This is a genomic window from Corynebacterium sp. zg-331 (assembly GCF_014267345.1).
Classification (GTDB): Bacteria; Actinomycetota; Actinomycetes; order Mycobacteriales; family Mycobacteriaceae; genus Corynebacterium.
This window is the reverse complement of record NZ_JACMYD010000001.1, coordinates 500,345-513,398: the sequence shown is the minus strand read 5'-3', so window position 1 is coordinate 513,398 and position 13,054 is coordinate 500,345. Positions and strand designations below refer to the sequence as shown.

Here is a 13,054-nt window from a genome sequence, read left to right as displayed (position 1 = left end):
TAGACTATCACTTTTCAGGGCCCTATACTCCATTTATGAAGGCCGCGGTGTCAAGCCGCACTCGCCCACCGAGACCAACCATAGGGAGGTTCCCCGCGCCGTGCGTACCGACGCCCGCGAACGCAGGCAACGCATCATCGACGCCGCCTGCCATCTCTTTCGCACCAGCCACCCCGCCGAGGTCACGATGGAACGGGTGGCCGAACGGGCCCGGGTGGGTATCGCCACGGTTTACCGCAACTTCCCCGACCGCGAGGCACTCATGCTGACCTGCGCCCTGTACCTCCTGGAAGTGGTGGAGTCGATGGAACTCGACGCCCTCGCCCGCTTCGCCGCCGACCCCGCCCGCGCGGAGTGCACGTGGCGGCGCTTCGTGTTCTCCCTCGTGGAACTCGGTGCCGGCACCCTGATCCCGGCGCTCACCCCCGATTCCCTGGAGGATCTCAGCCCGGAGGGGGCACGACACCGCCTCCTGGTGCGCCAGCACACCCAGGCGATCCTGAATGCCGCAGCCCGCCACGGCCTGGTTTCTCCCGCGCTGCCCGTCCACGAATTCGTCACCCAGCTCACGGTGCTGACCCGCCCGCCCGTGCCCGGCGTACACAGCCTCAACCCCGGGGTGACCGAACAACTCGTGGAAGCCTACCTCGCCCACCAGCGCACGCTGGGCCAGCGGACCGCCGAAGCCGCGTGGGAAGTCGCGACTCACTAGCGAGGCATTGGTGTGGAATAACTCGCCACCGATATTGTTGATATGTCATAGAAAGACGATCACAGCCCCTCCGAGGGGCACAGAATCCCTTGAGGAGACATCATGCAATTCGGAATTATGAGCGTCGGAGACGTCACCCAGGACCCCACCACCGGCACCATCCCCACCGAGGCCGAGCGCATCGAGGCCATCACCGCCATCGCGCTCAAGGCGGAGGAGGTGGGCCTGGACGTCTTTGCCACCGGCGAACACCACAACCCGCCCTTCGTCCCTTCCTCACCGACCACGCACCTGGCCTACATCGCCGCCAAGACCACCCGGTTGCGACTCTCCACCTCCACCACCCTGATCACCACCAACGACCCCGTGAAGATCGCCGAGGACTACTCCTTCCTCCAGCACCTCTCCGGCGGGCGCAACGACCTCATGCTCGGGCGCGGCAACAGCGGGCCCGTCTACCCGTGGTTTGGCAAGGACATCCGCCAGGGCATCCCCCTGGCGGTGGAGAACTACCACCTGCTGCGCAAGCTCTGGCGCGAGCGCGTGGTGAACTGGGAGGGAAAGTTCCGTACCCCGCTCCAGGGCTACACCTCCACCCCGTGGCCGCTGGATGACGTCCCTCCCTTCGTGTGGCACGGCTCCATCCGCTCCCCGCAGATCGCGGAGCAGGCGGCCTTCTACGGTGACGGCTTCTTCCACAACAACATCTTCTGGAACAAGGAACACACCGCTGCGATGGTCCACTCCTACCGACGCCGCTTCGAGGACTTCGGTCACGGGCGCGCCGACCAGGCCATCGTGGGGCTGGGCGGGCACGTATTCCTTGCCGATACGGAATCCGAGGCCAAGAAGCAATTCCGCCCCTACTTTGACAACGCTCCTGTCTACGGGCACGGCCCCTCCCTGGAGGAATTTAGCGAGCTGACCCCGCTGACGGTGGGCACCGCGGAGCAGGTCATCGAGCGCACCATGCAGTTTGCCGACTGGGTGGGCGACTACCAGCGCCAGCTCTTCCTCATCGACCACGCCGGGCTACCCCTGGAGGTGGTGCTCGACCAGATCGAACGCCTGGGCCGCGACGTGGTTCCGGAGGTGCGCCGCCGCATGGAGGCCCGCCGCCCCGAGCGCGTTCCCTCCGACCCGCCCACTCACGCAAGCCTGCTCGCGGACACCAAGCGCGCCCACCCGCACTTCCACGTCAGCCCAGGCATGGCGCAACAGCAGCACGAGGCTGCCCTACACTAACGCCTATCCCCCACAAACACAGGAGGACCATCGCCATGCACACCCTCGTCGCCGTCACCGCCGGACTCTCCACCCCCTCGACCACCCGCCAGGTAGCCGAGCTCATTGCCCAGGCCGCCGCCACCCGCCTGAATCAATCCGGGTATGAGGCCAACATCACCGTCATCGAGCTACGCGAGCTGGCCACCGACCTCGCCGGGGCCATGACCAGCAGCGGGTTGCTCACCCCCGCCCTGAACCGGGCCATCGAGCAGGTCACCGGCGCCGACGGCCTCATCCTGGTCACCCCCGTGTTTAAAGCCAGCTATTCCGGGCTTTTCAAGATGTTCTTCGATGCCATCGACGCCCAGGCCATCGTGGGCATCCCCACCGTGATCGCGGCCACGGCGGGTTCCGCCCGCCACTCCCTCGTCCTCGACCACGCGCTGCGCCCTCTGATGAGTTACCTGCGCGCCACCGTCATGCCCACCGCGATCTTCGCCGCCACCGAGGACTTCGGCAGCGACCAGGGCACGCAGCTCGGTGCGCGCATCAACAAGGCCGCCGACGAACTAGCGAGGGCTATCGCCGGGACCACGCCCACCGCTCCCGCACGGGAGGAGTCCTTCCTGGGGCTGCTACGTCAGCACGACGGAGCCCAGAGCACAGATGCGGAAACGACCATGTAACGTCGTGAGGGATTCCACGTGACCGCGACCTGATCGGAAGGGTTCCCCATGACCATTAGCGTTATCGATCTCTTCAGCATCGGCATTGGTCCCTCCTCCTCGCACACCGTGGGCCCCATGCGCGCCGCCCGCGCCTTCATCGAGCAGCTCAGCTGCGTCCAGCCCGCCACCATCCGCGTGGAGCTACGCGGATCGCTGGCGGCCACCGGGCGCGGGCACGGCACCGACCGCGCGGTGATCCTGGGCCTGGCCGGACACGACCCCGTGACCGTGCCCGCCGACGCCTCCCCTGCCCCCGGAGAACCCGTAGCCGTGGTAGGCACCGCCACCGGCCCCGTCGGTACCTACCCTTACGAGATCGACTTTAACCCCACCGCCCTGGAACTCCACCCCAACGGCATGATCTTCACCGCCCTGGACGTCTCGGGCCAACCGTTCCTTGCCCAGGACTACTATTCCGTGGGTGGCGGCTTCATCCTCACCGGTACGCAGCTACGCGCCCAGATCGACAGCGAGGGTGGCCTGGGCTCCGGGGCCGCAACCCAGGCCACCGAAGCCCCCGTGCCCTACCCCTTTCACACCGCCGAGGAGCTGCTCACCCGGTGCCAGGAACGGGAAAAGAGCGTGGCCCAGATCATGGCCGCCAACGAGGAGGCGTTACACGGGGACATCGAGGTGGTCATGGACCACCTCGATCGGGTGTGGCGCACCATGCGCCAATGCGTCACCGCGGGCATCTCCACTCGCGGCGTGCTCCCCGGCGGGCTCTCCGTGGTACGCCGCGCACCTGAGGTCTACGAGCACCTGCTTCAGGAGCGGGAAAAGAACGCCGCCGGCTTTGGCGCGATGGAGTGGTCCAACCTCTACGCCCTGGCCGTGAACGAAGAAAACGCCGCCGGGGGGCGCGTGGTCACCGCCCCCACCAACGGGGCCGCGGGCATCATCCCCGCCGTCATGCACTACGCGCGGGACTTCCTCGACGACTTCACCGCCTCCAAGGCCCGCGACTTCCTACTCACCGCCGGAGCCATCGGGGCCATCATCAAAGAAAACGCCTCTATTTCCGGCGCCGAGGTAGGCTGCCAGGGCGAAGTAGGCTCCGCCTCCGCAATGGCCGCCGCCGGACTATGCGCCGTGCTTGGCGGCACACCCGAGCAGGTAACCTGCGCCGCCGAGATCGGCCTGGAGCACAACCTGGGCCTTACCTGCGACCCCGTGGGCGGCCTAGTGCAGATCCCCTGCATCGAGCGCAACGCCATCGGCGCCGTGAAGTCTATCAACGCCGCCCGCCTGGCCAGGCTCGGCAACGGCACCCACCGGGTGAGCCTCGACGAGGTGGTGCGCACCATGGCCGAGACCGGACGCGATATGCTCACCAAGTACAAGGAGACCGCCGCCGGTGGCCTGGCCGTGACCCTGGGGCTGCCGGTGAGTTTTACGGAGTGCTAGGGGTATGCCTTAAAATCCACCGGTCGCGGTCGCCGTCACTGGGGCACGTCGCCCAGGCCGAGGCATAAACATTCTTGGTTCGACCGGTGCGTTCATTCTTCCGCTCAAACCGTGCATTCCCTTTACACCACTCTTCCTCCCCGCGCGGAGCAGCTGTGAAAAGTAAAATTATAGGTCTCTGTGCGTCCACTATACGGAAGATCAACCACCGATCCCCCAACTCAACCTCAACATTTTCAACTCTGCAGGGAGCAGTCAAGCACATTCAAGTATTCACCAAGATCCAAGGTATCAATATCGCCATCCAGCGTTAGGAAAAGCATCCATAGCACGAAGACAAACACCGCTAACATACCCAATATAAAGATAATGCACCGGAATAACCCTACATAGATTAAGGAGATTTTTCATACACGAAACGCACGGGGTGAAAATGTTATAACAAAATGCGGTAAAAGGAGTCCAATCCATTGGACCGTTTACATCCATTCCTCTGACTGGCATATTTCCCTCAACCATAAGGTACCTCATTTGACATATCTAAATGAACGATATTCACCCACCGGAACTAGAATTACGAAACTTGTTAAGTTAATCATATCACCACAATCAGATGAACTATACTTAGTAAAATTTAAGGATAAGTGATTTGGGCAATAAATTCCTATATCATGCCACAATACCTAGATGATCAGAATAAACGCCACCCCCGTCTTTCCACAACAGCCTCCTGCCGCCTCTCAGTATTATTGCGCGTCCAGCCAGAGGGCCGATCCCCATCGTGGGATCGGAAAAAGCCCCGTCTCCGTTGCTAAACGGATGAGTGTCAGTGTTGGAGCCCTTGTTCGTTCCGGCCCGGTTCACCCAATCCTGACGATCCCGCTGCGGCAGATCCACCACGGAATTATTGATCGTCTTCAGGTTCGTGGGACTACCGCCTTCATCCCATTGAACCCGAGAGAGGGATTCCCGCTTCGTTCCTCACTCATTCGTTACCGTCCAGTCCGTGCGCCCAGATCCATTCCGGCGGGGTGCTCGGTGGCGATCCTGCCGTCATCGGACATCCAGGCACGCTGCCCCGGCCACCGGATTCTTGGTCATATTCTCCGGACCCTTAGCCGGATTATCACTAGCAGGCTTGGTAGCGCTGTACTTGTCCGGATCAGCCATAATCGGCAACACCGTAGTACGCTCCGGATCCACCACCTGCACCAGTTTCCAAGTCTCCGGGCCTACCTCAAAGTAGGTGGGTACCTCCTGTCCCAGCGCATAGTATGCCCACGGGCCTTCACACGTTTCGTCACATTACCTTATGTGTCGAGCACCCCCACGGATCCATCCGAGTTTTCCACCACGCACACACCTGAACAGAGCACTTCTTCATGATCGCCATCTCCAAAATATGTGCCTTGGATCATATTTTAGGAGGCACTAATCACGCCCCAACATCGAGGCAAGCCTTCCACCCATTTATTTTCAAGATCAACACATATGCACAATACATTGGATACGCTACCCCCATTTCCTTACCCTCCCCATCGCCCCGGGCGTATATTTCTATGTCCGTCTAATAAGGCGAAGGGAGGGCGCGGCGTACCGCACCCTCCCCATCCCCTCATCCAGGCCCCTATCCCCGCACCTCATTCTCCACGAGGCCCACCACAGAATCCAACGCCACCTCCCGCTGGCTGTGCTCGGCAAGGTCTTTCACCGCCACGGTGCCCGCCTCAAGCTCCTGATCCCCCAGCACCAATGCCACCCGCGCCCCCGCGCGATCGGCCCCCTTCATCGCGCCCTTCAGCCCGCGATCGCCATAGGCCATGTCCGCACGCACCCCGGCCACCCGCAGGTCATTGACCAAGGCAGCCATCACCCGCTTAGCCTCGGCCCCCAGGGCCACGCCGTAGACCTCCACCCGCGGCGCGGACAGGTCGATCCCCTCGGCCTCCAGGGCCAACACGGTGCGATCCACCCCCAGCCCATAGCCGATGCCGGAGAGATCCTGGCCACCCAGTTGGGCCAGCAGGCCGTCGTAGCGCCCGCCACCACCAATACCGGACTGCGCCCCCAGGCCATCGTGGACGAACTCAAAGCAAGTCTTGGTGTAATAGTCCAGGCCACGCACCAGGTGCGGGTTCACGGTGTACTGCACCCCCATGTCATCTAACAGACCGGCGACCCGCTCAAAGTGCTCGCGGCTTTCCGCAGAAAGGTGATCGAGCATCAAAGGCGCCTCCGCCACCATCTCGCGCACCTCGGGGCGCTTGTCGTCGAGCACGCGCAGCGGGTTGATCTCCGCGCGGCGGCGGGTCTCCTCATCCAGCGGGAGGCCAAAGAGAAACTCCTGCAGCCTTTCCCGGTACTGCGGGCGGCAGGTGCGATCGCCCAGGCTAGTGATCTCCAGGCGGAATCCGCTGAGCCCCAGGGCGCGGTAACTGCGATCCGCCAGGGCGATGATCTCGGCGTCAAGCGCCGGATCGTCCACCCCGATCGCCTCCACGCCCACCTGCTGCAGCTGGCGGTAGCGCCCCGCCTGCGGGCGCTCGTAACGGAAAAAGGGTCCGGCGTAGCAGAGCTTGGCCGGTAGCTGTCCGCGATCGAGGTGGTGTTCGATCACCGCGCGCATCACTCCGGCGGTGCCCTCCGGGCGCAGGCTGACCGAACGCCCGCCGCGATCCTCGAAGGTATACATCTCCTTGGTTACCACGTCGGTAGATTCGCCCACGCCGCGGGCAAAGAGCTCCGTCTCCTCAAAGACCGGCAGCTCGATGTGCTCGAAGCCCGCGGTGCGGGCCTGCCGCACGAAGGTATCGCGCACCCGCACGAATCCCGCGGAGGCCGGAGGGACGTAATCGGGCACGCCCTTGGGCGCCTTATGGGCCTGGTACTTCTTCTTCTCGCTCACCCCCCATACTCTAGCCCCAGGCGCAGCAGATAAGGGTTGGTGGCCCGCTCGTGACGCACGGTGGTCTCCGCCCCGTGCCCCGGCAGCACCCGGAGATCGTCCACGAGCCCCGCCACCGGCCCGCGCAGCGTGGCCAGCATAGCCTCAGGATCGGAGCCGGGCAGGTCGGTGCGCCCGATTCCACCGCGAAAGAGCACGTCGCCGCTCCAGCACACCTCCGTTCCCACCACCAGCACGCTGCCAGGGGAATGGCCGGGGGCGGGCACCACCCGGTGCTCCTGCCCGGCGATACGTACCGCGTCGCCTAAGTGCTCGACGTCCCGGATCGGCACCATCGAGGCAACGTCGAATAGTTCCCGCAGCAGCGGGCCGCCGTCGAGCATGGGTTCGTCGGCCGGATGCACGCACACAGGCACGCCGAACTCTCGGGAGAGTTCACCGGCGTCGCGCAGATGGTCGATGTGTCCGTGGGTGAGCACGATGCCGGTCACCGGTACCCCCACACGCCGCGCCTCCCGGCGTACCAGCGGGGCCGCGCCCATCCCGGGGTCGATGATCGTGGCCTCCGCCTCCCCCACGGCGAGATAGCAGTTGGTATCCAGGGGCCCGCAGGTGAGCGTGAGAATATCCATGGCTCAACGCTACAATATGACCGATACCCAGTACCCCTAGCCGAGGAATCCGAGGTCATACACCGGGATGAATAACGAACAGCGAGGCCAAGAGGCCCTCCAAAAACTCGATCGAGCCCTGCGCGGCCGCGACCGCGCCGAAAGGACCAAGCCGCTGATGGTGGTACTCATGGCCGCCGTGGCCATCCTGGTTCTGGTGGGCGGCATCGTCTACGCCGCCACCCGCGACGGCGGCGACACCTCCGCCGAGGGGAGCACCGAGAACAACGCGAGCGAACTGCCCACCCCGGAGGTGCTGGCGATGTCCCGCGAAACCCCGCTGGATAAGACCGTGACCTGCGAGTACCCAGATGCAGGCGCGGCCGCCAAGCCGGCGAGCAAGCCCACGGCCAAGGACGTGCCCACCACCGGCACCGCCACCGTGACGCTCAAGACCAGCCAGGGGGAGATCGGCATGGAGCTGGATCGCTCCGTGGCCCCCTGCACCGTCAATGCCATCACGCACCTGGCCAAGGAGAAGTACTACGACAACACCGTGTGCCACCGCATCACCGACCAGGGCATCTACGTGCTCCAGTGCGGTGACCCCTCCGGTTCCAGCTCCGGCGGCCCGGGCTTTAGCTTCGCCGACGAATACCCCACCGATTCCCCCGAGGGCGAGAAAACCCAGGTCGTCTACCCGCGCGGCGCCCTGGCCATGGCTAACTCCGGCCCGGACACCAACGGCTCGCAGTTCTTCCTGAACTACCAAGACTCCCCGCTGGAACCCAACTACACCTACTTTGGCAAGGTCACCGACGCGGGCCTGGCCACCCTGGACGCCATCGCGCAGAAGGGCATCCAGGGCGGTGCCTCCGACGGCAAGCCCGCCGAGGAGGTCAAGATCACCAGCACCACGATTTCTTAAAGAATCCAAGAAACTTCCATCCCCACCGGCCACGGTGGGGATTTTCTTATGCCTAGTTGGTCACCCGGTAGACGTCAAAAACGCCCTCGGTATTGCGCAGGGTGGTCACCAGGGCGCCCAGCTGCTTGGTATCGGAGACCGCAAAAGTAAACCGAATGGTGGCGATGTGATCCTCGGAGGCCTGCGAGTTCATCGCCATCACGGACAACTTCTGCTCCGTGATGGCGCGGGTGAGGTCCATGAGCAGGCCTTCTCGATCTAGGGCCTCCACCTGCAGGGTGGCGCTAAATACCGACCCCTTCTGCTGCCCCGCCCAGGCGACGGAGATCAGCCGCTGAGTCTCCGAACGCAGCTTGTCCGCATTGGTGCAGTCGGTGCGGTGCACCGAGACCCCGCCGCCTCGGGTGACAAAGCCGAAGATGTCATCGCCCGGTACCGGCTGACAACACTTGGCGAGCTTGGCCATCACGTCCGGGCTGCCCTCCACCAGGATGCCGGAGTTATCCGCCGTGGCGGTGGGCTTGGCGCTGATGATCTCGGAGAAGGGCGTGCGATTGACCAGCTCATCCTCGGCGGCGTCTCGATCCCCAAAGATCGCCATGAGACGGTGCGCCACCTGCTGGGCGGAAATATTTCCCGAGCCGATGGCGGTGTACAGGGCGTCCACGTCGGGATAGTGCAACTCCGTGGCCACCGTTTTCATGGATTGGGCGGTAAAGAGCCGGTGCAGGGGCAGGCCGCCGCGCTGCACCTCGGCGGCCAGGGCGTCGCGCCCCGCTTCGAGGTGTTCCTCGCGGCGTTCCTTACTAAACCACTGGCGGATCTTCGCCTTGGCCCGACCGGAGACCACAAAGTCCTGCCAATCCCGGGAGGGCCCGGCGTTTTCATCCTTGGAGGTAAAAATCTCCACCCGATCCCCGGACTTTAACGTGGTCTCCAGGGCCACCAGCTTGCCATTGATCTTGGCCCCGATGCAGCGATGCCCCACCTCGGTGTGCACAGCGTAAGCGAAGTCGATGGGAGTGGAATCCACCGGCAGGTTCACCACGTCGCCCTTGGGCGTGAAGGCAAAGATCTGCTTGGCGGTAAGGTCGTAGCGCAGGGAATCAAGAAACTCATTAGGATCGGCGGCCTCCTTCTGCCAATCCAAAAGCTGGCGCATCCACGCTATCTGATCCACCTCGGCCTGATCGCCCTTATGAGAGCCCTTGGTCTCCTTGTACCGCCAGTGGGCGGCGATGCCAAACTCCGCGTTGTAGTGCATCTCGTGGGTGCGCACCTGTACCTCCAGGGGCCGCCCGGAGTTGGTCATTACGGTGGTGTGCAGGGATTGATATACCCCAAAGCGCGGCGCGGAGATGTAGTCCTTGAACCGCCCCGGCATGGCGGAAAACAGGGCGTGCACCACGCCGATGGCGGCGTAGCAGTTGTGCACGTTATCCACGAGCACCCGCACGCCCACCAGATCGAAGATCTCATCAAAGCTATGGCCCCGCACGATCATCTTCTGATAAATGGACCAGTAGTGCTTGGGACGGCCCATCACCTCGGCCTCGATGTTGTTCTCGCGCAGCGCCTCCTCCAGTTGCTCCTTGATCTCCGCCAGGGCGCGATCGCGCTGCGGGGAGCGATCGGCCACCAGCCGCACGATCTCGTCGTACTTCTTGGGGTAGAGAATCGCAAAGGAGAGGTCCTCTAGCTCCCACTTCACGCTGGCCATGCCCAGGCGGTGCGCCAGGGGAGCGATCACATCGAGGGTTTGCTTGGCCTTCTTGGCTTGCTTTTCCGGCGGAAGGAAACGCATGGTGCGCATATTGTGGAGGCGATCGGCCACCTTAATCACCAGCACCCGGGGGTCCTGAGACATCGCCACGATCATCTTGCGGATCGTCTCCGCCTCCGCCGCCGCGCCCAGTGCCACCTTGTCCAGCTTGGTCACCCCATCGACCAGCCGGGCCACCTCCTCCCCAAAGTCCGCGGTGAGATCCGCAAGGCTGTAATCGGTATCCTCCACGGTGTCGTGCAGCAGCGACGCCGCCAGGGTCGTGGTGTCCATGCCGATCTCCGCGGCGATAGTGGCTACCGCCAGCGGATGGGTAATGTAGGGCTCCCCGGACTTGCGATACACCCCCTCGTGCAGGCGCTCCGCGGTAGCATAAGCGCGATCGAGCAACTCCCCATCCGCCTTGGGATGGAACTGCCGATGAATGCTCAGCAGCGGATCGAGAACCGGATTGACCTTGGAACGGTTACCGGTGAGGCTGCGCGCCAGGCGCGCGGACATGCCGCGCACCCCTGCGGTGGCGCGGGGCTTGATGGGCTGTTCCTGTGCCATAACTCAACGCTCCTCGCTGCCCCGGGGATAGATCACGGTCAGCGGGGCGCCCCCCAGGCGCTCCCGCCCACCCAGGCCGGGCACCTCAAGGACCACCGCGTGCCCAGCCACTACGGCGCCCACCCGGCGCACTAGGGTCCCGGCGGCCGCCAGCGTGCCGCCGGTAGCCAGGACGTCGTCGATCAGCATCACCCGACGCCCGGCCAGGTTCATCCCCTCGGCGGGAATCTCCAGGCAGGCCGCACCGTATTCCAGGGTGTATTCCTCCCGCACCACCGGCGGCGGCAGCTTGCCCTTTTTCCGAATGGCCACCACGCCCAGACCCAGCTCGTAGGCCACGGCCGAGCCCAACAGGAAGCCGCGGGCATCCAGGCCGCCGATGAGCTGCGCCCCCGCATCGCGGGCCGCCCCGGCCAGGGCCGCAACGACCTCGTGGTATGCTTCGGCGTCCGCCAGGGCCGGGGTGAGATCCTGAAAGATCACGCCCGGCTCGGGAAAATCCTTGACGTAGCGAATGGTGCGCTCCAAGGCCGCCACGGCCTCCGGGAATTGGGGTGTGCCCACGGCTTAATCCTCACTCGTCTGCCAGCGATCCAGGTTCCAGCCAATGCCGGTGAGCCCGGTGTACACGTTTACGTTACTCACCGTGGGATCGACCACAAAGGTGCGGGGCTGCGCCGCCAGCGGGATGGCGGTCACCTCCTCCCACAACTGGCGTTCGGCGGCACGCAGGGCGGGAGCCTCCGTGTTTTCTAGCTCCATTTCCCCGTATTCCGCGGCCGGGTCCACCGCCCGCAACACCGCGTCCATCGTTTCTGTCCCAGGCGCGGCCGTGCCGGCCAGGGTACCCATATCCCCGCCCTCGGCGGAGACGTCCACTACCTCGATACCCGCCGGCTCACAGGAGGCGCGAATGGTCTCCACCATGGCCGCCTTGCGCGGGTCCGGGCCCGCGTAGCCGATGCGCACGGTGCTGCCGTCCAAGGCCGCGGCAATGTTCACATCCACGCCCAGGTGCGGATCGGCGATATCCGCGAGCTGGTGGCGCACCGGGTCGGTGGCCGAGGCCACGTGCGCCGCGGTAGGCGGCACCTCCACCCCGCTGACCGACGAGGAGGCATGAGCCACCGCGGCCTGATCCACGCAAGCGGCAAACTGCCCCCGGGCCTCTTTGGTGGCAAAGACGCCCTCGCTGCCCAGCACCAGGGTATCGGTGAGCGCTCCGGCCTCGGAATGCACCTCATAGGACTCGGTGCCCTGGGCGGCCGCCTCGATCCGCCGGGCGGCGTCACTGCTCACGTCGGCCACCCGAACCCGGGTTTGCTCGCTCAGTTCCTGCACATCGCTCGTACCCGGCCACAGGGTCAGGCGATCGAGGGCGGCGGGATCGCCGTAGTAGTCTTCATTGCGGGCCAGTACCACCTCGCCGCGATCCCCGACCTTTTCTATCCGATACGGGCCAGAAGAAACCTGCACCTCCGGGTCAAAGGAGGCCAGATTGTAGCCCTCGCGCCACACCCGGGCCACGTCCACCAGGGCCGGACGATCGTGATTGACCAGAGCATTGATGAGCTGTTGCTGGGACAACCCGGCCTTGCGGGCGATGGAATGCGCAGGCAACACCTCTCCCGGGCCAAACAAGCTGCGCCAACGCCCACCCATCTTCTGCTCAAAGACCACCGTGAAGGTCTTGGCCCCCGGCGTGCAATCCAGGCTTTGCACCTGCTCCATGAGCGGAAGGTGGGAGCCAAAGAGCCCGGACATTTCCCCCGCCTTGTAGGCCAGAAGGAAATCCGTGCAGGTGATCTCTACTCCATCGGAAAAGCGCGCGTTTTCCGCGATGGTGTAAACCACCTGGCGGTTTTCCCCGGGCAGCACCTGCGCCGTGGCCAAATCCGTGTTGGGGATCAACTGCCCCGAGGGTCCCGACAGGTACACCCCCGGATACACGCGCCCGGAAAGCACCTGGGCGTTCGTCGAGGCCCCAAGGTTGCTCCCGGCGTTGGAGGTAAGCAGGGGCACGGACACCAGATAGGCCGGATGCTCCAGGCTGGAGGCCTGCGGCGCGGCCTGCTCGGTCTGATTCGAGCAGGCCGCCAGGGTACAGGCCGCGATCGTGGCCACCAATCCCCCCGCGATCCTCATTACCGTCCGCCGGGCTGTGCGCATGGTTGCCGTCCTTTCGACCTTCCTCCGCCTAC

Annotated in this window: 10 protein-coding genes; 5 read left to right on the top strand and 5 right to left on the bottom strand. The window is 64.4% G+C overall.

Features of this window, described 5'->3' with window-relative positions:
• Positions 1-100: 100 nt before the first annotated feature.
• The 4 genes from H7347_RS02535 (at position 101) to H7347_RS02520 (ending at position 4,074) form a co-directional block, all read left to right on the top strand.
• Positions 101-712: a TetR/AcrR family transcriptional regulator gene (locus H7347_RS02535; RefSeq protein ID WP_186337132.1), complete on the top strand. Its 612-nt coding sequence runs from the start codon at positions 101-103 to the stop codon at positions 710-712.
• A 102-nt stretch (positions 713-814) separates the two neighbouring features.
• A complete protein-coding gene (locus tag H7347_RS02530; protein ID WP_152820940.1) occupies positions 815-1,957 on the top strand; it encodes a CE1758 family FMN-dependent luciferase-like monooxygenase in 1,143 nt (380 codons plus the stop codon).
• Positions 1,958-1,992: 35 nt separating this feature from the next.
• Positions 1,993-2,625, top strand: coding sequence for a CE1759 family FMN reductase (locus H7347_RS02525; protein WP_152820938.1), 633 nt, complete (start codon positions 1,993-1,995; stop codon positions 2,623-2,625).
• A 48-nt stretch (positions 2,626-2,673) separates the two neighbouring features.
• Positions 2,674-4,074, top strand: coding sequence for an L-serine ammonia-lyase (locus H7347_RS02520; protein ID WP_152820935.1), 1,401 nt, complete (start codon positions 2,674-2,676; stop codon positions 4,072-4,074).
• Between the two features lie 1,627 nt (positions 4,075-5,701).
• On the opposite strand, the gene hisS is transcribed toward H7347_RS02520, so the two are convergent.
• On the bottom strand, positions 5,702-6,979 hold the full coding sequence (gene hisS / locus H7347_RS02515; RefSeq protein WP_186337131.1) for a histidine--tRNA ligase: 1,278 nt from the start codon (positions 6,977-6,979) through the stop codon (positions 5,702-5,704).
• Positions 6,976-7,611 carry an MBL fold metallo-hydrolase gene (locus H7347_RS02510; RefSeq protein ID WP_152820933.1) on the bottom strand — a complete coding sequence of 212 codons (636 nt, stop codon included), beginning with the start codon at positions 7,609-7,611 and terminating at the stop codon, positions 6,976-6,978. Before H7347_RS02510 ends, hisS begins: the two co-directional genes overlap by 4 nt.
• Positions 7,612-7,678: 67 nt before the next feature.
• On the opposite strand from H7347_RS02510, the gene H7347_RS02505 reads away from it, so the two are divergent.
• Complete coding sequence (locus H7347_RS02505) at positions 7,679-8,518, top strand: peptidylprolyl isomerase (protein ID WP_152820931.1); 840 nt, start codon at positions 7,679-7,681, stop codon at positions 8,516-8,518.
• Positions 8,519-8,570: 52 nt separating this feature from the next.
• On the opposite strand, the gene H7347_RS02500 is transcribed toward H7347_RS02505, so the two are convergent.
• From H7347_RS02500 to H7347_RS02490, 3 genes are read right to left on the bottom strand one after another with little or no spacing between them, the layout of a single operon-like run.
• Positions 8,571-10,853 carry a bifunctional (p)ppGpp synthetase/guanosine-3',5'-bis(diphosphate) 3'-pyrophosphohydrolase gene (locus H7347_RS02500; protein WP_152820929.1) on the bottom strand — a complete coding sequence of 761 codons (2,283 nt, stop codon included), beginning with the start codon at positions 10,851-10,853 and terminating at the stop codon, positions 8,571-8,573.
• A 3-nt stretch (positions 10,854-10,856) separates the two neighbouring features.
• Positions 10,857-11,417: an adenine phosphoribosyltransferase gene (locus H7347_RS02495; RefSeq protein WP_370513889.1), complete on the bottom strand. Its 561-nt coding sequence runs from the start codon at positions 11,415-11,417 to the stop codon at positions 10,857-10,859.
• A 3-nt stretch (positions 11,418-11,420) separates the two neighbouring features.
• The gene (locus H7347_RS02490) at positions 11,421-13,022 is read right to left on the bottom strand and encodes an ABC transporter substrate-binding protein (RefSeq protein WP_152820928.1); all 1,602 of its coding nucleotides are present in this window, start codon (positions 13,020-13,022) and stop codon (positions 11,421-11,423) included.
• Positions 13,023-13,054 lie beyond the last annotated feature (32 nt).